This is a genomic window from Nitrospirota bacterium (genome assembly GCA_016214855.1).
Lineage (GTDB): Bacteria > Nitrospirota > Thermodesulfovibrionia > Thermodesulfovibrionales > UBA6898 > UBA6898.
Map to the genome: position 1 here is coordinate 191,283 of JACRMT010000004.1, position 18,721 is coordinate 210,003.

Below are 18,721 nucleotides of genomic sequence, written 5' to 3' on the forward strand. Positions count from 1 at the left end.
ATTCAGCAGTAGCTTCCTTATTACTAACTTTTCATATTAAAGGGGGTAGCTTATGGGTTTATTCGGTAATCTTTTCGGAAAAAAGGAAGAGCTTCCGCAGCTCGATCCGTCGAGTCAGGCGGCAGCCAGGCTGAACGAATTCAAATCTTCTCTGGAGCCCTTTGTGGGCAAGATCCATGACAAGATGGAATTTGTGCCATCACCCAAAACGGTCTATGTGTACATCGGCAAACCGCCCGGCATGTTCGGGCTCGCCTGGTTCGAGAATGGCCAGGAGATCAACTTCAAGACCTTTACGGCGAGCAAGGGCCTTAAGCAGAAGCAGGTCCAGAGCATCTATGGAAGACTGGGAGAGGCTTACGCGGCGAGCGAGACAGCTGCGCGATTTGAGACAGTCATCGCCGGGAAAAAAGTGGTAGTCATTCCCTCCGAGGATCTGGCAAAGAAAATAGACGAGATCGTACACACCGTAGCTGATTGACTTTGTTATAGCCATGTCCTATCCTGCTGTCAGGATAGGACATGTTTTTTTGTTTACTGTCCGGGCAACGCTTCTTCACTAGTTCAAATATGTTCTTTCCGAAAAACCTATAAATTCCCTTATCTGGACATAAACAGCAACAGCAAATTGACTATGTAGACTATGAGAATTCCTATTGAATCCCATGCCACAAACAATCTCTTTTTTTCCGCACGGTAGGTCAGTCCGATAATCGCAATGGTGGTCATTGCAATAGCAGCCAATGCCGATATTATGTGATTAGGATTTGTATATGTCAGCAGAGGGCCTTTGAGAAAAAAGATGTCGTCAAGAGCCAAAATGAAGATGTTGAACATATTGCTTCCGAAGAGATTACCGATCGCGAGGTCAATAGCCCCCATCCTGACGGCTGCGATCGAGACAACGACCTCAGGCAGAGAAGTTGAAATAGCAATAAAGATATTGGCGACAAAAGTCTGGCCCAATCCGGTTGTCACTGCTATACCTTCGCCGATTTTCGGGAGAAAAATGGCTGCGATGATCACAATGAGTGCATTTATGCCGTAGTTCAGCAGAGCCGTCTTTATACTGATATCTTTGTACTGCAATTTCTCCGCTATTTCTTTCAAAAATTCCGCTATCTTTCGTCTTTCGTAAGTGAAAACCAGTCTCATGGCGATAAAATAGATCATCACAAAGAGGAAGCTGTATGAGCCTAACCAGCCGATGGGCGATAACCGCTCTCTCAGAAACATACTGACGCATACTATGCTCAAGAGAAGAAGTCCAAAAGCTGCTGAGAGCACATGACCCTGATGCGCCCTGGTGGATATTGGTGAGGGACGATACATGGTGTCCAGGATTGCAAGGATAAACATATTAAAAACACAACTGCCTAACACATCTCCCACTGCAATATCAGGAACTCCGGCATACGTCACAGAGCCTATTCCTGTAACAAGTTCCGGGAGAGAGGTAACAGAGGCCATGAGCACAATGCCGATCCAGGCCCTGCCAAGCCCTGTCTTTTCAGCTATTATATCGCCGTACTTCGACAGTCTTGTGCCGGAATAGACGATTGCGATGGTGCAGACAAGGAAGCTGACCCAAAGAAGCATTCTTCACCTTTCCATGAAAAGAGTAAATGCAAATATTTACAGTAGTTCTTATAATATACATCATGAGGCTGATCGTACGCATATTCTGACCCACGGTGCCCTCGACGACCTGGCAAGGCCTTTGAACGCGAAGCGCTGCAGCCTTAGATCCCATCAGGCTTTCTGGCCCAGACAAGGTCAAACCACTTCCACCAGGGCGTTATTTCGACCTTCTCGAAACCAACAGCCAAGAGCTGTTCGGAAAAGATCTCAGGACGGCATTCAGAGCCCTGAATTCCCCATTCTCCGGTATTCCGCGATATCATCAAAATGCCGCCTGGCTTCATGACCCGGTAAAACTCGCTCAAGTGAGCATGCCTGTCCGGCAACAGCTCAATGGTCTCGAGACAGCTCACCACATCGAAGGTGCCTTCCGGAAAGGGCAACGCCAGAGCAGGCTGATTCAGTGAAACTGCCCTGCTCCCGTATTTCGCGAGCTTTATAGAAGCCTGCTTCAGCATGTTGGGAGAGATATCAAGGCCGATTATCCGACCGGTGAACAGCGGATTACCAAGAAGAACTGCAGGGAAGCGGCCGGTCCCTGTTCCGACATCAAGCACAAGGATATCAGGTCCCGTTGCGCTGTTCGAGGTCAATCTCTCTATGAGGGGTCCGGCAAGATTGCGATCATCATAGTTCTGCACCTTCTTTTTATCGCGATCGTATGTCAGTGCCCATCGGTCATACAGCCACCGGTGCAGACGCCCGCCTAATCTGATGCCCTCGAAGAAGAAGACCTCACGGTACAGGCGCTCCGCAGCAAGACCGATAACAACGACAAGAATACCGCCGAGAACAGTGATGATCAATTCAGGCATATAATCGTGTACAGATCAATACATGTTCCGGGAAAAGCCTGCTATGGTATGGCGCAGAATCCCGGCGTTCTACTTTATTCTCTTTGATAGTGTCTTGAATTCTTCAGTCCCGGCTTTTACCAGGAGCTGGAACAGAACGGTTTCCGTGCAGGTTATGACAGCGCCGGCATCGCGCATGTACTCCAGAGCGGTCTTGTAATTCTGCTTTGTCCGGGAGCATATGGCATCAGATACAACATGAACATCATACCCCTCCCGAAGCAGGTCGATGCAGGTCTGTAATACGCATACATGAGTTTCCATGCCGACGAGGATGATCTGTTTTTTTTCGGTCTCCTGCACAGCCTCCATAAAGAACTTTTCTCCGCAGCAGCTGAAGGTGATCTTTTCGATCGGCGCGTAGGACTGTACGGCATTTCTCACCTCAGGCACGGTTGGCCCGAGCCCCCTGGGGTACTGCTCGGTTATAAGAAGCGGCACCCCAAGCAGCCTGGCAGACTCGATCAGATGAAGCGTATTGGCGACCACCCTCTCCTTCTCGGTCATTGCAACCGCAAGGCGCTCCTGGATGTCAACGATGACCAGCAGCGAGTCATCCTTTTTCAGCATGAACTTGTCCATGATCAATCTCCTTTATGAAGCAGTCCGGCCTCAAGGCACTGTTTTCTTGCCTTCTTATACTTTTTTATGCTGTCGTCAGCATAGGTAATTATCCAGAAGGAAACATTTTTTTCCGGATATGATGATCCCTTGCCAAAGAGGATCTCACCCGCCTTCAGCCCGAACTCGTCGTGGTGCCCGGTAAACTCATCCCAGCAGAGGCTGTAAGCCTTTAACTTTGGTGTAAGGGCAGCTTTTCTCTCGCTTATATCCGAAAGAGATCCAAAGTAGTGCATATGCATTTTTTCAGCAAGGTCCTTCATATATTTTGAAAATACCTTCTGCATCATCCAGAAGTTCATAATAAGTATCTCATGAAAAAAAGCGTTTCTTTCAAGCCCGCTGAACGGCGACTCAGATCTCCGTAAGCTGTCATAAACAAAAGCAGCGGCATCCTTAAAGGCAAGCTCATAGAACAATGACCGGAGTTCCTGTTCTCTTTGATCAGATGGCAATGCGGCCAACCGGGCGATATCTGCCTTCTTTACGACAGAACCCCTTCCTACCAACTTTTTCAGGCGCTCAATCACTATAGTCCTCCCTGAGATATGATCCAAAAAAAACAGGAGCAGGATTTACCTGCTCCTGTACAACACTCTTAAAATAATGCCGGATTGCGAGGGCTGATACTATTTTGCCTCTGACGCATTCCAGACATTTGCGCCCATGTCATTAACAGACGGCGTGAGATTAAATTTTGCAGTCACCTTCTTTGTCGTGCCATCCGGATTTGCAAGCGTGTATTCAACCTTTACCGGATAATCACCAGTTGGCAGCTTCTGTCCCTTTTCCAATATGACTACCGGCGCCTTAAAAGATGGACCATTGGGACTGCTCTCAATGAAAGCCTGGATAACCTTTACCGCGTCTTCATCCTTCGGCCCTGCAGGTTTTGCAGCACACCCATAGATCCCAAAGGCAACCAGCAATACCATGACAACAACACAAAATAAACCCTGACTTCTTCTCATTCTTCCTTCTCCTTAAAATTTAAAATGATATAAGTGCTTCTATTATAAGAAATCCTTTTTGACTCTGGCAAGTCATGTCATTGAAACGCCAGGATACAAACTACAGCAAAGAGCAGGAGACAGGGAGAGGAACTACTCATCCCCTCCTGTCTCTCACGATCTACAGCCTTTCCTTGACCAGATTCTCCACAACCGAAGGATCGGCAAGCGTTGAGGTATCTCCAAGCTCGTCAACCTGATTATGGGCGATCTTGCGAAGTATCCTTCTCATGATCTTGCCTGACCGTGTCTTTGGCAGGCCCGGAGCAAACTGGAGCTTGTCCGGCGTGGCAATAGGGCCGATCATTGTACGGACATGACCCACAAGGATCTTTTTGAGGGCATCAGTCGGTTCAACGCCCTGCTTGAGGGTTACATACACATAGATGCCCTCACCCTTAATATCATGGGGATAACCGACAACCGCAGCCTCTGCAACTGCCTCATGGCTCACCAGCGCTGATTCAACTTCTGCTGTGCCGAGACGGTGGCCAGAAATGTTGATGACATCGTCAATACGGCCCATCAGCCAGTAGTCGCCGTCTTCGTCCACCCTGGCGCCGTCACCGGTAAAGTATTTCCCGGCGTACTGCGAAAAATAGACTTCCTTGATCCTCTTATTCTCAGGATCTCCATAGGTTCCGCGCAGCATACCTGGCCAGGGCTTTTCAATAACAAGCTTTCCGCCTTCATTGGCTCCTGCAGGACTGCCGTCATCCTTAAGAACTCTGGGGACGACACCGAAAAATGGCCTGCAGGCAGAGCCCGGTTTCAGGGTCATGGCGCCTGGAAGCGGGGTGATCAGTATGCCGCCCGTCTCTGTCTGCCACCAGGTATCGACAATAGGCAGTTTTTCCTTGCCGACATTCCTGTGATACCACATCCATGCCTCGGGATTGATCGGTTCTCCCACAGAGCCCAGAACTCTGAGTGATGAAAGGTCGTGGCTTGAGACCCACTGCTCACCTTCTCTCATAAGCGCCCTGATGGCAGTAGGTGCGGTATAGAAAATATTTACCCGATGCTTTTCGACAAGGCTCCAGAACCTGCCGGGGTTGGGATACGTGGGAACACCTTCGAACATAAGGCTGGTCGCACCATTGGAAAGAGGGCCATACACGATATAGCTATGGCCGGTAACCCATCCGATGTCAGCAGTGCAGAAGTGGATATCCTCCTCATGATAATCGAAGATGTAACGGAACGTAAGGTTCGTGTAAAGACAGTATCCGCCGGTGGTATGGAGTACGCCCTTCGGTTTTCCGGTCGAACCTGACGTATAGAGAATAAAGAGCGGATCTTCTGCATCCATCTGCTCGGGCTCGCAGTAGTTCTTGATATCTGCAGAGGCCATTTCATCATGCCACCAGATATCCCTGCCGGGCTTCATCGCCACTTCACCGTCGCCGCGTTTTACAACGATTACCTTCTGCACGGTCGGGCATTCTTCAACAGCTCCGTCATTGTTCGTCTTGAGCGGTACGAATTTACCGCCGCGCACTCCTTTGTCAGAGGTGATAACGAGTGATGACTGACAGTCCTGAATACGATCACGGAGCGCTGTTGCGCTGAAGCCGCCGAATACAATGCTGTGAATGGCCCCGATCCTTGCGCATGCCAGCATCGAGATAGCAAGTTCAGGGATCATCGGAAGATAGATGGTCACACGGTCGCCCTTTTTGATCCCCTGCTTCTTGAGCACATTGGCAAACCGGTTAACTTCCATGAAGAGCTGCTGATACGTATAGGTCTTGTATGAGCCGTCGTCAGCCTCCCATATGATAGCTGCCTTGTTCCGGGTCGGAGTGTTTATGAACCGGTCAAGACAATTATAGCTTGCGTTAAGCTTGCCGCCTGAGAACCATTTGATATACGGTTTATGGAAATCGTAGTCAAGCACCTTATCCCATTTCTTGAACCAGGTGAGGTTCTGCGCTGCCATGTCGGCCCAGAAGCCCTCAGGGTCTTCTACAGAGCGCTTGTAGAGTGTGTCATACTCTGCCATGCTCTTCACATGCGCCTTGGCGCTGAATTCCTTTGATGGAGGGAAGGTCCTCTTCTCATCCATTAAAACATCCATCTGCTTAGCATCTGACATACAATAACTCCTCCTTTATGAATATGGTTTACTGCAGAATACAGTGCTATAACGGCAAATAAGTATAATATAAACAATAGGTATAAGCAATATATAATTGCTTATAAGCATAAGTAATGGGCATGATTATTTGTAGTTCACGATGATAACACTGACGATGATCCGTATCAGCGGACGAAGGATAACATAGATACCGAGGATCAATATTATGGGGACCAAACCGTCAAGTACTCCCCACGTGGTCTGTTTTTTTTCTTCTGAAACGCGGGAAAAGGGGAATATCTTCTTTACGGCGTTGTACAAAGGCTCAGTGAAGCGTATGAACATGGTGCGAATCACATTGTTCGGGTTCCGAATGACCAGCTGAGCCGCAACCCTGCCGATCACCAGCCACATGAAGAACTGCAGTGTGTAGTCAAAGTAATAATATATCTGTTTTAGTATTTCCATTTTTTATAGGCATCAGCCCCCCTGTTACAGGGGGGCTGACTTTTGAGCCTTCCTTTTCTTAGTGACCTGTGGTCATTCCTTCTTCATGTTCTTTTGCTGCGCCCCTCGGAATACGGACGGACTCAACAAAATCCTGCAGTTCCTGTGAAGGAGGAGCAGTCATCCTCGAAACTACAAAGGTAGCAATGAAGCCCATCGGGATACCGAAGAGGCCAGAAGAAATGGTCTTAATGCCCCAGATGTCAAAACCGTAGAAACGGCTTGCGATCATGTAGCTGACGCAGGAGAAGAAGCCGATGTACATACCTGCGAGACAGCCCCACTTGTTCGATCTCTTGTCCCAGATGCCCATAACAAGCGCAGGGAAGAACGAAGCAGCAGCAATAGAGAAGGCCCAGGCAACGAGCTCAACAATGATCGTCAGCTTGAAGGTTGCAACATAAGCAGAGATCAAGGCAACGATAACGAGCAGGGTCCGCGATACTGCCAATCTCATATTGATGGATGCCTTAGGATTAATTATTTTGTAATACAGGTCATGTGACAGTGCATTCGAGATGGTCAGAAGCAGACCGTCAGCAGTCGAAAGCGCTGCAGCAAGACCGCCGGCTGCGACCAGGCCTGAGATGGTGTAGGGAAGACCTGCTATCTCAGGCATTGCAAGCACGATGGCGTCAGCACCGATCGTCAACTCATAGAACTGGAGGATGCCGTCTCCATTGATATCCTTGAACGATACCAGACCGACCTTGCCCCAGTTTGCCATCCAGGCAGGCAGACTGGCAATTGGTAGTCCAACGACGCTGTTTAAGACCTCGTTCCTTGCAAAGGCTGCAACAGACGGGGCTGTAAAATAGAGCAGAAATATAAAGAAAAGAGACCAGCCGACCGATTTACGCGCATCCTGAACAGACGGGGTCGTATAGTACCTCATCAGGATATGCGGAAGTCCTGCTGTTCCGACCATGAGGCAGAAGGTAAGGGCCAGCATGTTCTTCATATCAAGCCTTGCAAACGGCTGAAGATAAGGCTTGATCTCCTTGGCCTGGGTATCTGCCTTCTTCTTTGCTGCTTCCCACTTTTCTTTTGCCTCTTCAGGAGTCTTGGGGAGTCCTGCTATGGCCTTTGAGATCTTCTCCTTGTCAGCAGGAGTTGCCTCAGGCGGGAGAGCTGCGAGCTTTGCCTCAAGATCTGCCTTCTTTGCGCCGAGAGATGCAGGCAGTCCCTTGATATCGGCAGCTATCTTTTCTGAGTCAGCCTTCCAGAGAGCACGAACATCCTTCTCCTTCTGATCTGCATTAATAACCTTCTCCTTTGCATCGATCTTCTGGAGAACCTGTCCATACATGATCTCAGGGATAGGAATGCCGGTAACCTTCTGCGACATGGTAATAGGAGGGATCAGATACGCGATGATCAGAATGATGTACTGGGCAACCTGGGTCCAGGTGACTGCCTTCATACCGCCGAGCATGGAGCAGACCAGGATACCGCCCAGACCGACGAATACGCCAGTTGCAAAATCAAGACCGAGGAACCGGCCCATGATGATACCGACGCCCGTAACCTGTGCGATCAGATAGGTAAAGGAAGCAGTAATTGCTGCAACAATACCGATCGACCGGGCAGCATGACCGCCAAACCGCGCGCCAAGAAAGTCAGGGATCGTGTACTGGCCGAACTTTCTGAGGTACGGTCCAAGGAAGACAGCAAGCAGAACGTACCCGCCTGTCCAGCCCATGATGTATGCAAGACCGTCATATCCGAGGCCGAAGATCGTGCCTGCCATACCGATGAATGAAGCAGCAGACATCCAGTCCGAACCGGTCGCCATGCCGTTAAAGAGAGGAGGCACAGAACGTCCTGCAACATAATACTCAGAGACCTTGGCAGTCCTTGAAGATATGCCGATAAAGGCATACAGCGCAATGGTCAGACCCATAAAGGTGTAACCGATCGCCTTGTTCGACAGTCCCATCTGTTCTGCAATAGCCAGACCTATAACGAAGATGATGAATCCGCCGGTATAGATCGCATAAATTTTAGCTAAATTGTCGAGAAATCCTTTTCCTCCGACCATCTTATTCTTCCTCCTCTTGTACTCCGTAGTCTACGTCCGCTTTATTCATCTTATTCGAGTAGTTAAAGATAAGAATAACGAAGACGATCAGCGAACCCTGAGCACCCATGTAGTACCCAAACGGGAAACCGAAAATCACGATCTTGTCCAGCTCAGGTGCAAAGAAGATCGCTACGTACGTCACCACAAACCAAATGATCATCGTTATGCTGGTAAGTTTTACGTTGTAACTCCAGTAATCTTTTAGCTTCTGTTTGTCTAATCCTGCTAATTCCTTTGCCATTGTTCCTCCTTCTGTAATTTCGTAATGTTTTACTCTCCCCTAAGCACATCCCTAAAACCCTTCCCTTGCACCACCTCCTTCTCTTTACTGTTAAGGTTTCCCGATCCTCAGAAGATCTCTGAGCGTCCTGACTCCAAGCGTTATGAGCATGTTGATAAAGCGCTGAAAAAGCTGTGCAGTAACATATGCGTCCATAAGCGCATTATGCGCACCGTGTACCGGAACCTGGAACTTCTTTGCAAGAGCAAAAAGGTCCTTGCTCTCTGCATCGTTAAAATACTTACTGCTGAGATCACCCCTGTTCTGGCTCATCCATTCATGAAGAACGCAGGTATCTACAGCAGGGTTCTTGAGGGAACCGTACCCGATCCGTTTCATCTCCTTTGCCAGAAACCTCAGATCGAGAGAGATGAAATGGCCCACGATCACAGCTCCCTCGCAAAACCTGAGAAAACTCTCCATGATCCCCTCGATCCCTGGCTTCTGTTCGGTCTCAGAGTGGGTGATCTCATGGATCACTATGCTTTTTGAGGTGAGCTCGGTGCTGGGCCTTACTACTTCATAGAAGGACCTGCCCAGTTCTATCCTGGTGCCGGTCATCCTCAAGGCCCCGACAGAGACAATAGAATCTTTACGGAAGTCCAGACCGGTCAGTTCCGTATCCATCACCACATAGGGAGCAGAATCCAGGGGCATGGACATGTCAATCCCGGATGCGGCAAGAAGACCTCCGCTGGATTTCCTGAATAAACTGAACATCAGCCGCCCACCATGCCTGCACGGTAAATCTCTGCTATGCCGTCCTGTATCCTGAGAATGAGCTGAAAGGATTCCTTCAGCGACTTCTTCTCAAGATTCGAAAGTTTCGTCGGGTTGATAAAGTTGTCCAGCGGCACCTTTCTCTCCATCTGATCAAGCTGATGATGGATCCTCAGCAGATTGATGAATTCAAATGCCTGCTCTATCTCGTCGCCCAGTTCGATCGCAATGGGATGTGACTCTTTCATGGCATGAAGACGCTCCATGCTTGAGGTTTCATGAATGCCGGACTCAAGGGCGAACAGACGAATGAGATCAACCAAAGGCCCTATGCCGCTCAGCTTGAGATTCAGCTGGTCCTTATGTTCACCTTCCTTGTTGACCGTAAAAGACCTGAAAAAGCCGAGAGGGGGCCTGTTTTTCAGTATAAGACTGGCGATCCGTGCGAAGAAAATATTCTGATCCTTAAGATTTCGTATGAGATATTCCCGCAGTTCTCCGGCAAGACTGAGGTTGCCGTACAGTCCCCTGAAGTCAAAAAATATCACGGAACGGAGCAGCGCCTCAGGATTCGGATGCTGTATCCAGCCCAGAAAATATTTTTTCCATACGCTGATCGGCTGACACCACTGAGGATTGGAAGCCATGTAATTCGCTTCGCAGGGTGGAAAACCGGACTTTATGAGTCCGTCACGGACAAAGACCGCAAATTCGGCAAAGTATTTCTTTGCAGCCTCTTCCTGTTCAGGCGTCTTCGGGTCAGCATAGATGATCGCATTGTCCTGGTCAGTCTTGAAGGTCTGCTCTTTCCTTCCCTCGCTTCCGTAGGCAACCCAGCAGTATGAGACCGGCGGTGCACCAAACTTCTTCTCTGCTATCTCAAGGACCTTCTTCACCAGCCTGTCGTTCAGCTCGCTGATGATCTTGGTGATATTGCTCGCCTTTGCTCCCTCTTTCAGGAGCAGGCCGATGATCTTGTTCAGTTTGGTCGCAAGCGGTTCAAGACCTTCAAGCGTATGCTGGTTTTCGATGTCCTTTGCAAAAGAGAGGGGTGAGGTGCCCTGAAGGAGCATGAGATCGTGGTTCGTGATAACTCCCTTGAGCACGCCGTCCCTGACGACCAGGACATGATGGATATTGTATTTGATCATCTTCAGGACTGCCTCAAAACAGTAGTCAGTGGCATCGACCCGTATGAGAGGCAGACTCATGATATTCTTTACCTGATCTGCAACAGACCTGTTCTTTGCAACGACCTTTTCCCTCAGATCACGGTCCGTAACTACCCCTCTGGGGAAATCGTTCTCATCGTAAATAACCAGAGAGCTCACCTTGTTCTGGCACATGATCAGGGCAGCTTCCTGAATGGTGGCATCCTCTTTTACCGATACAACGTCCCTGATGGCTATGTCGCCGACCTGGGATGTGAAGAGGATGCGGTCGGAGCCGCCATACATCATGCTCTTGTTATGCATCTCGCTGTATGTTCTGTCTATATATTTAGTGAGGTGGGATTTGAGAAAATATTCCGTAAATACCGGCTGGCTGTTCATGATCTTTTGGGCGTTGTCCTTATCAAGCAGATAGCAGATCGTATCGTCAACGGCCACAATGTTTGCCCTGACCTTGTCCTTGCCGATGAGCGAGAGAAAGCCGAAGGTATCGCCCTCGCCCCGATAATCGATCACAACCTCGTCGCCATCCTCAGAGGTTATAAAGACCTTAACCCCGCCCTTCTTGATAATTCTGAGGTGCTCACTGGCAGGCTCATTCTGCTTCATGATAACCATACCCTTTGGGTAATAGTCCATAGAAACATTTTGCGCAATACTCTTCAGCGCGGCCCCATCAAGAAATTGAAAAGGAGGCACCTTACCGAGAAACTCTATTATCTCTTCCTGTATCACTGCCAAAAACTGTGCAACTTATATGCCTGACAATTTTGTTGCCATTTATGCTATTGATTTTAAATGATAATTTGCAAAAGCTGGATATCATGACGAGCAAATTACAGGTCAAATTGTAACTTATTGTATCTATTTATTAAATTTTATTAATTCTCCTATTAATTCAATTAGTTAGACTGGCATAGTTAAATTACAATATGTAACAACATGCATGCATAACGGTAACATTCCCAAATTTATCATTATTACTAAATAGTTAGGATGCTAATTTACTTGCTATTCATAATGCTGAATTGACTCGTTGATAATGCTGATTTTAGATGAATAGGTAATAATAAATTCAGAAGAAGGGGAGCCAGACAGAAACGATGACCTGCTACTTGCGCGCTATATTCCAGCGCTTTCTTTTCTCCCAGAGAGATTTTCTGGTTATGCCGAGCATAGTAGAGAGCTCCTGCTCATTGAACCTGTTCTGATACACGGTTATAAACTCCTTTGTGTAGTCTTCGATCGAGAGGGCCTTATCGAGGGCGATCGCAGGAAAAAGATTGCCCATTTTCAGACTTTCAGGCAGGTGCTCGGCAAGAAGAGCCGGTCCGTCTGTGATCAGAACAGCCCTTTCGATGATATTCTGCAGTTCCCGGACATTTCCGGGCCAATGGTAATCAAGGAGTATCTTTGCAGCCGCATTGTCGATCCTGCGCACCTCTTTGCCTATCTCATCAGCATATTTCCGCAAAAAATGATCGGCAAGGACAATAATATCATCCTTTCTTTCCCTGAGCGGGGGGAGTTCAAGCCTGATGACATTGATCCTGTAGAAAAGGTCCTCCCGAAACGACCCGTCAGCAACGCTTTTTGTCAGATCACGGTTCGTTGCCGTAATGAGTCTGATATCCACTCTTTTGCTCTGCACGCTGCCTAGAGGCCTGATCTCCCGGTCATCGATCACCCTGAGCAGCTTTGCCTGGAGTTGATGGCTAAGGTCACCGATCTCATCCAGAAAGACCGTGCCGCCGTCAGCCTCTTCAAAGAGCCCGCGTTTGTTCGATACAGCGCCGGTAAATGCGCCCTTCATATATCCGAACAGTTCAGACTCGAGAAGGTTATCAGGAATGGCACTGCAGTTGATCGGGATAAACTGCTTGTCCTTCCGCGAACTGCTGTAATGGATCGACCGGGCGAACAGCTCCTTGCCGGTTCCGGTATCACCCAACAAAAGCACATTGCTCTTTGAATCAGCGATCTTCTTGACCTCTTCGATCAGAGACAGGACAGCCCTGCTCTGCCCGATAATATGCTCGAAATCATACCGGTCCCCGATCTGCTTCTTAAGGATCGCATTTTCAGCCCTGAGAGACCGCTCCCGCAGAGCATTTTTTGCAATACGCTTTATCTCTTCATGGATGATCGGCTTTATAATGTAATCATATGCACCGCCCCGTAAGGCTTCAACCGCCGTTTCAAGAGAGGCAAAGGCGGTCATGACGATGATCAACTGCTCGGGGTTCTGCTCCCTGCAGCGCTTCAGCAGTTCGATGCCGTCGATGCCGGGCAGAATGATGTCGGTAATAATAAGATCATAGGATCGCTCCTGAAGAAATACAAGGGCTGTCTCAGCATCGGCTGCTGCCTCAACATCATAACCCTCCCGGATAAAAACACGCTTGAGGGACTCTCTGAGCGTTTCCTCATCCTCAACAAGCAGAAGCCGCTCAGCCATTATTGATCACCCGGCTCAGGGCTGGACCAGAAGACCAAGTTTTTTTGCAAGAAGCTTGGTCGTTGAGGCCTGTATCAGGATAGTCATCATAATGGCGATGAAGGTCACTGAAGCTATCATTTCGGCACCCGGAGCCTTCATGCCGACCAGCATGCCTGCGAGTGCGGCAGGTATAACACCTGTCTCGCGCGTCCAGCACATGAAGAGCATCTCATTCAGGGACCATTTTGCCCTTCTGTCAGGAATGGCGCAGAGAAAGACGGTTACCGGTCTTGCAATCAGCATGAATACGGCAATTACTATTGCCCCGCCGGCCAGATACTTGTTCATAAGGCTGAAGTTAACCTGGGTCCCCAGAAGAATAAAGATGAACATTCTCATAATGAATGCAGTTGTCAGGATGTACTCCTCCAGTTTTTCGTCCTCGCCCTCTTCTATTCTGAAACCAAAGGCGTCCTTGTTCCCAAGAACAATACCAAAGACAAACACAGCCATAAAACCGCTTGCATGAAGCCCGTCGGCCCCAAGATAGGAACCGATGACCGCCATCAGGGTAACGACCGGCGCATACTCTTCAAGAAATGCATATTTCTCATGGGCGATCAGCCAGGCTGCAGCATAACCGAGCACGCCCCCGGTCAGTATGCCGAGGACAGACTCCTTTACGAGCGAGATCAGGGATCTCTGGATCGAGAATTCGGAGGTCCCCATCGCTACCGCCAGTACGGCAAAGGTTATGATCGCTCCCATCGCGTCATTAAAGGCAGACTCTGACATAACGGTCTGCGCTACGCGGTCTTTTATCCTGACCTGCTTGAAGATCGGGACGAGCGTGGCAGGATCTGTTGAGGCTATGGTTGCGCCGAGAAGAAGTGCAACCATGATTGGCACACCAAACGCATAATACGCTGCCACCGCGGTTATACCGCCGGTAATAACGACGCCAACGGTCGCGATGACAACGATAGTGATCCAGACCTCTTTCAGTACCTTGAGCCTGAGCGAGGCACCTCCGTCAAAGAGGATGTAACAGGAGCCGAAGATCAGAATGATCTGATTCAGCACTGAATCGGCCTTAATGTCTATTGCATTGGTCATTTCAGGGCCAAGGACTATGCCGACCACCAGAAAAACAACAATATCCGGCACCCTGATCTTTTGTGCCAAAAAAGCGCAGAACGCACCTACGGCAAGAATAATACCGATTGACAGAAGCGTCGCTTTTGCTACCTCAATTGTCGCAGCAGACTCCATCGTTACCCTCCTTGCAATGATTTATCTGTATTATGGTTCTAAAGGGAGCGAGATGGTGAAGGTCGTGCCCTCACCTTTTTTGCTTTTTACGTTTATCGTTCCGTTGTGCTCCCTGATTATACCATAGCAGATACTGAGACCAAGTCCGGTCCCCCTGCCGAGCGGTTTTGTCGAAAAGAAGGGATCAAAGATCTTTTCCATCACCATCTCATCAATACCATACCCAGAATCCCGGATAACAATAACAATATTTTTCCCCTCTGTATTCATCCCGATCCAGAGGCTGCCGCCTTCCGGCATTGCATCAAGGGCATTAATGATGAGATTCATCAACACCTGCTGTATCTGGTCAGGATTGACCTTTATGGCCGGCGCTGCTCCGATCTCCAGGGAAAGTTCTATGCCTCTGAAACGGTTATCATAACGCACAAGATTCAGCGTCCTGTCGAGGATCTCGCTGATGCTGCAGAGCACTTTTTCCTTGGTAGAGATACGGGCAAAATCGCCGAGGCTTCTTACGATCCTGGCTATCCGTTCGATATGGTTGTTGATGGTAGAGAGGCTGTCGCTGAAGAACGCTGCTTCGCTGTGGGATTCTGCCGGAATGGATCGCAGTTCCTGCACCAGAGACGATATCGAAGCGAGGGGATTGCCGATCTCATGGGAAATACCGGCAGTCAGTTTACCGATGCTGGCGAGCTTTAATGCCTGCAGGAGCTGCTCCTCCATCTTCCGCTTGTCCGTAATATCCTCAAAGATGACAACAAATCCTCCGGAAGGGTCGGTAAAAGGATTGATATCGATCTTGAAGTACTGCTGAGAAGGAGTGTGGAGAGTAACCTCCCGCTTCTCGCTCTTTTCAAAGGTATTGACACTTATCCAGGGCAGCAGCGTGGTGATCCTTCTATTAGCCGCGTCAGCCCTTCCGATGCCGGTGATCGCTTCCATCTCTTTGTTCCAGTAGGTCACCCGCTTTGCCGCGTCGATCGTCACAATGCCGGCAGGAGCGCTTTCGATGATATTTTCACTGAACTCTTTGAGGTAAGCCAGGCTCCGGTTGGCTTCCTGGAGTTCCTGCCGCGAGAGCCTCAGCGTGGCTGTCATCTCTTTGATGGAACGGGAAAGATCTCCTCTCTCTTTTTCTGTGATAAGGAGTTTGTCCTCCAGGATGATCGTTGCAATGGCAGAACCGAGGGAGCCAGACAGAATACGCATAGCCTCATCACGGAGCCTGCCGAGATCGAGAGGGGACAGATTTTCACGCTGCACCTGATTTCTGAAAAGGAAACCATCCACAATCTCTGCTGCGTCGCGCCGGCCTAAATACTGTTCAAGCACTGCCTCGATCTCCTGCAATGAATAGTCGGCCCGGCCCGGCAGGGCCTGCGGAGCATAGGACTCGACAAATATCAATGCCTGACGCTCTTCCTCAGGAGACTGCCTTGTGAGAATAGAGAGACTTACATAGAAGAAAAGATTAAAAAAAAGTCCCCAGAAGAGCGAATGGCTCCACCGGTCAAGTCCCTTTAATCCGAAGAGGGCATGGGGGTTCAGGATCGTTGAATTGAATACCATAGAGAAGAACCCCTGATCCCCGATAATGCCGGCCTTGAGCAATGCCGGCACAAGCAGCGTGTAGAACCAGACGATAAAACCCGCGGTGATCCCTGCAAGGGCGCCGATCCTGTTCCCACGCTTCCAGTACAGACCCATAATAATCGATGGCGCGAATATCGTCATAGCCTCAAACGATTTCAGCCCTATATCAACGAGTGAATAGAACTCTCCGATCGAAACGGCAAAGATATAGCCCAAAAAAACACAGGCAAGGATTACGATCCGCTTGAGATTCAGAATGACCCGGGGAAAACCCGTCATCGCGTTAAAACGGAAGATTGCCGGCATCACGAGACTGTTCATCACCATCGTGCTTAGCGCCAGTGATTCGACAATGATCATGCCGGTCGCAGCAGAAAAGCCGCCGATAAACGTCAGGAGCGCTATCATGGAGTTTCCCTGGCCCATCGGTATGGTCAGCATGAACATATCGGCATCAGCCTGACTTCCGCCAAGCAGGAGACCGCCAAAAGCAACCGGCATCACAAATATATTGATAATAAGGAGATAGAGCGGGAAGAGCCACATGGCCTTTGACAGATGCCGCATGTCAGAGTTCTCCACAACAGCGACATGAAACTGCCGGGGCAGGAACATAATGGCGGTCATAGACAGAAAAAGGAGCGAGGCCCATTCCATATAACTTACCTGGGTGCCTCCTCCCAGATAGAGGAGATCTCCGTATGCCGATCCTTTTATCCTTTCAAAGATGTCCCCTATCCCTTCAAAGAGAAAATAGGTGACATAGAATCCTACAACCAGAAATGCGATAAGCTTTATGATGGACTCGAAGGCTATCGCAAAGATCAGCCCTTCATGGCGCTCTGATGCATCAAGCCTGCGGGCGCCAAAGATGATCGCAAAGATGCCGAGGAGAAAAGTTATATACCACCCGGCAGCAGCAATGCCCTTTGTCTGGCCCGAAAGAATCGTGAGAGTATTGATGATGGCCTTGATCTGCAGTCCGAGATAGGGCGTAATGCCGACGACCGCCACAAGGGTAACGAATGCAGAGAGAAAGAGCGAATTGCCGTAACGCGAGCCGATGAAGTCCGCAATCGTGGTGATCCTGTTTTCCTTTGCTATGCGAATGATCTTTTTCAGGAAAACCATCCATAACGCTGCCATCAGCGTCGGACCGAGATAGATGGTCAGGAAAGAAAAACCTGACGTAGCTGCCTTTCCCACGCTGCCGTAAAATGTCCAGGATGTGCAATACACCGCAAGAGAGAGTGAATACACATAGGGGTTCGACACGATACTCTTCCCTATCCGCTCACGCCTCTCGGCAAAATAGGCGATCGCGAAGAGAAGACAGAGGTACCCGAGTATCAGACCAAAGACGATCCAGCCTTTAAACATCCGTATCCCTGCCCTTTGTTTCCCTCAGGGTTGCAACAATGGATACCACGAGGATGAAAAGGCTCCAGACACCGAATAAATAGTAGGGCAAGACCAGGCTGAAGATATCAAGGAAAGGCCAATTGAAAAGCAGGACCCCAAGAAAAAAGAGAAAGACCCAGAATTCCTTTTTTTTCATCAGAAGATAGCCGGGCCTTTCATGCTTCGTTACTTCCCGGTCCTGGATCTCTGCTCACGGTCTTTGGTTTCAACGGGGATCTTTTTATCCTGTCCCGCGTTGGCTTCTTTCTTTACACAGCATTCCTGTTTGTCTGAACAGTCAAGGAACGCACCTTTCTCAATCTCCTCATGAGCAGCGCAGACGTCCCTGCAGGTGCCGCCCACCAGAGAGCAGTCCTCGCCGGCGAATGCAACGGCCGGAAATATGAGCATGAGGCATAACCATCTCATAAATTCCATTTCTCCTTATATTTGAGTATCGTTCAGTTATTACTTTAACCAAGATTTGCAAATATGTATAGTGTTACAATACGCACGGTTATGCAGGCACTGTTAAAGCATATTGCTACCCTTGGTCCGATCGGGTATATACCTTTTGCACCAGGAACATTCGGCAGCCTGGCCGGACTGATATGCCTTTGGTCCTTTCCCCTGTCCCTTCCATGGCACTTCCTGTTGATCATTATGGGCTCTGTCATCGGTTCGATATCTGCAACAGCTGCTGAAAAACAGTTTGAACAGAAAGATAGCGGAAAGATCATTATTGATGAGTTTATCGGTTTCTATGTATCCATGTTTTTTCTTCCGCAGACTTCAGCACTGCTTCTGGCAGCATTCTTATTGTTCAGGTTTTTTGATATATTCAAGCCACTTATGATCCGTAAGGTAGAAAGAACTTTAAAGAACGGCACGGGAGTTATGGCAGATGACATTCTTGCCGGAATATATGCAAATGCGGTCTTGCAGATATGGGTAAGACTTATTTGACGGCAACGCCCCCGCCTTCGGCACCCCCTCTTAAGATAAGAGGGGGATGGGGGAGTTATGATTTCAGCTGAGGGG

Annotated in this window: 18 protein-coding genes; 2 read left to right on the forward strand and 16 right to left on the reverse strand. The window is 49.0% G+C overall.

All coding sequences use genetic code 11. From position 1 onward, the window contains the following. Positions 1–52 precede the first annotated feature (52 nt). Positions 53–481: a hypothetical protein gene (locus HZB62_02955; GenBank protein ID MBI5074120.1), complete on the forward strand. Its 429-nt coding sequence runs from the start codon at positions 53–55 to the stop codon at positions 479–481. Between the two features lie 119 nt (positions 482–600). Here HZB62_02955 and HZB62_02960 read toward each other — a convergent pair whose 3' ends face one another. From HZB62_02960 to HZB62_03035, 16 genes are all read right to left on the reverse strand, one after another. After that, positions 601–1,599 (reverse strand): sodium:calcium antiporter, encoded by a 999-nt coding sequence (locus HZB62_02960; GenBank protein ID MBI5074121.1) that lies wholly within the window; start codon positions 1,597–1,599, stop codon positions 601–603. A 143-nt stretch (positions 1,600–1,742) separates the two neighbouring features. Further along, positions 1,743–2,456: a methyltransferase domain-containing protein gene (locus HZB62_02965; GenBank protein ID MBI5074122.1), complete on the reverse strand. Its 714-nt coding sequence runs from the start codon at positions 2,454–2,456 to the stop codon at positions 1,743–1,745. 69 nt (positions 2,457–2,525) lie between these two features. After that, positions 2,526–3,077, reverse strand: coding sequence for a hydrolase (locus HZB62_02970; GenBank protein ID MBI5074123.1), 552 nt, complete (start codon positions 3,075–3,077; stop codon positions 2,526–2,528). 2 nt (positions 3,078–3,079) lie between these two features. After that, the gene (locus HZB62_02975; protein MBI5074124.1) at positions 3,080–3,646 is read right to left on the reverse strand and encodes a hypothetical protein; all 567 of its coding nucleotides are present in this window, start codon (positions 3,644–3,646) and stop codon (positions 3,080–3,082) included. Between the two features lie 99 nt (positions 3,647–3,745). Further along, positions 3,746–4,087 (reverse strand): hypothetical protein, encoded by a 342-nt coding sequence (locus HZB62_02980; GenBank protein MBI5074125.1) that lies wholly within the window; start codon positions 4,085–4,087, stop codon positions 3,746–3,748. A 160-nt stretch (positions 4,088–4,247) separates the two neighbouring features. Next, positions 4,248–6,224 carry an acetate--CoA ligase gene (gene acs, locus HZB62_02985; GenBank protein ID MBI5074126.1) on the reverse strand — a complete coding sequence of 659 codons (1,977 nt, stop codon included), beginning with the start codon at positions 6,222–6,224 and terminating at the stop codon, positions 4,248–4,250. 126 nt (positions 6,225–6,350) lie between these two features. Continuing rightward, complete coding sequence (locus HZB62_02990) at positions 6,351–6,674, reverse strand: YggT family protein (GenBank protein ID MBI5074127.1); 324 nt, start codon at positions 6,672–6,674, stop codon at positions 6,351–6,353. 58 nt (positions 6,675–6,732) lie between these two features. Beyond that, complete coding sequence (locus HZB62_02995; protein MBI5074128.1) at positions 6,733–8,754, reverse strand: cation acetate symporter; 2,022 nt, start codon at positions 8,752–8,754, stop codon at positions 6,733–6,735. A 1-nt stretch (position 8,755) separates the two neighbouring features. Then, positions 8,756–9,037: a DUF4212 domain-containing protein gene (locus HZB62_03000; protein MBI5074129.1), complete on the reverse strand. Its 282-nt coding sequence runs from the start codon at positions 9,035–9,037 to the stop codon at positions 8,756–8,758. Between the two features lie 90 nt (positions 9,038–9,127). After that, entirely contained in the window at positions 9,128–9,796 is a 669-nt protein-coding gene (locus HZB62_03005; protein MBI5074130.1) for a 3'-5' exonuclease, read from the reverse strand. Continuing rightward, positions 9,796–11,709: a cyclic nucleotide-binding/CBS domain-containing protein gene (locus HZB62_03010; GenBank protein MBI5074131.1), complete on the reverse strand. Its 1,914-nt coding sequence runs from the start codon at positions 11,707–11,709 to the stop codon at positions 9,796–9,798. The genes HZB62_03005 and HZB62_03010 overlap by 1 nt, the downstream gene beginning before the upstream one ends. Before the next feature lie 370 nt (positions 11,710–12,079). Further along, on the reverse strand, positions 12,080–13,426 hold the full coding sequence (locus HZB62_03015; protein MBI5074132.1) for a sigma-54-dependent Fis family transcriptional regulator: 1,347 nt from the start codon (positions 13,424–13,426) through the stop codon (positions 12,080–12,082). A 15-nt stretch (positions 13,427–13,441) separates the two neighbouring features. After that, on the reverse strand, positions 13,442–14,680 hold the full coding sequence (locus tag HZB62_03020; protein MBI5074133.1) for a sodium:proton antiporter: 1,239 nt from the start codon (positions 14,678–14,680) through the stop codon (positions 13,442–13,444). Between the two features lie 30 nt (positions 14,681–14,710). Further along, positions 14,711–17,659 carry a PAS domain-containing protein gene (locus HZB62_03025; GenBank protein MBI5074134.1) on the reverse strand — a complete coding sequence of 983 codons (2,949 nt, stop codon included), beginning with the start codon at positions 17,657–17,659 and terminating at the stop codon, positions 14,711–14,713. Beyond that, entirely contained in the window at positions 17,652–17,837 is a 186-nt protein-coding gene (locus tag HZB62_03030) for a hypothetical protein (protein MBI5074135.1), read from the reverse strand. Before HZB62_03030 ends, HZB62_03025 begins: the two co-directional genes overlap by 8 nt. Before the next feature lie 29 nt (positions 17,838–17,866). Then, positions 17,867–18,109, reverse strand: coding sequence for a hypothetical protein (locus HZB62_03035; protein MBI5074136.1), 243 nt, complete (start codon positions 18,107–18,109; stop codon positions 17,867–17,869). Positions 18,110–18,172: 63 nt separating this feature from the next. On the opposite strand from HZB62_03035, the gene HZB62_03040 reads away from it, so the two are divergent. Next, a complete protein-coding gene (locus HZB62_03040) occupies positions 18,173–18,646 on the forward strand; it encodes a phosphatidylglycerophosphatase A (protein MBI5074137.1) in 474 nt (157 codons plus the stop codon). Positions 18,647–18,721 lie beyond the last annotated feature (75 nt).

What these genes read in the sequence shown, in the direction of transcription:
- HZB62_02955 (MBI5074120.1), top strand. Translation starts at nt 53, where the DNA reads ATGGGTTTATTCGGTAATCTTTTCGGAAAAAAGGAAGAGCTTCCGCAG.
- HZB62_02960 (MBI5074121.1), bottom strand. Translation starts at nt 1,599, where the DNA reads ATGCTTCTTTGGGTCAGCTTCCTTGTCTGCACCATCGCAATCGTCTAT.
- HZB62_02965 (MBI5074122.1), bottom strand. Translation starts at nt 2,456, where the DNA reads ATGCCTGAATTGATCATCACTGTTCTCGGCGGTATTCTTGTCGTTGTT.
- HZB62_02970 (MBI5074123.1), bottom strand. Translation starts at nt 3,077, where the DNA reads ATGGACAAGTTCATGCTGAAAAAGGATGACTCGCTGCTGGTCATCGTT.
- HZB62_02980 (MBI5074125.1), bottom strand. Translation starts at nt 4,087, where the DNA reads ATGAGAAGAAGTCAGGGTTTATTTTGTGTTGTTGTCATGGTATTGCTG.
- acs (MBI5074126.1), bottom strand. Translation starts at nt 6,224, where the DNA reads ATGTCAGATGCTAAGCAGATGGATGTTTTAATGGATGAGAAGAGGACC.
- HZB62_02990 (MBI5074127.1), bottom strand. Translation starts at nt 6,674, where the DNA reads ATGGAAATACTAAAACAGATATATTATTACTTTGACTACACACTGCAG.
- HZB62_02995 (MBI5074128.1), bottom strand. Translation starts at nt 8,754, where the DNA reads ATGGTCGGAGGAAAAGGATTTCTCGACAATTTAGCTAAAATTTATGCG.
- HZB62_03000 (MBI5074129.1), bottom strand. Translation starts at nt 9,037, where the DNA reads ATGGCAAAGGAATTAGCAGGATTAGACAAACAGAAGCTAAAAGATTAC.
- HZB62_03005 (MBI5074130.1), bottom strand. Translation starts at nt 9,796, where the DNA reads ATGTTCAGTTTATTCAGGAAATCCAGCGGAGGTCTTCTTGCCGCATCC.
- HZB62_03015 (MBI5074132.1), bottom strand. Translation starts at nt 13,426, where the DNA reads ATGGCTGAGCGGCTTCTGCTTGTTGAGGATGAGGAAACGCTCAGAGAG.
- HZB62_03020 (MBI5074133.1), bottom strand. Translation starts at nt 14,680, where the DNA reads ATGGAGTCTGCTGCGACAATTGAGGTAGCAAAAGCGACGCTTCTGTCA.
- HZB62_03025 (MBI5074134.1), bottom strand. Translation starts at nt 17,659, where the DNA reads ATGTTTAAAGGCTGGATCGTCTTTGGTCTGATACTCGGGTACCTCTGT.
- HZB62_03030 (MBI5074135.1), bottom strand. Translation starts at nt 17,837, where the DNA reads ATGAAAAAAAAGGAATTCTGGGTCTTTCTCTTTTTTCTTGGGGTCCTG.
- HZB62_03035 (MBI5074136.1), bottom strand. Translation starts at nt 18,109, where the DNA reads ATGAGATGGTTATGCCTCATGCTCATATTTCCGGCCGTTGCATTCGCC.
- HZB62_03040 (MBI5074137.1), top strand. Translation starts at nt 18,173, where the DNA reads ATGTATAGTGTTACAATACGCACGGTTATGCAGGCACTGTTAAAGCAT.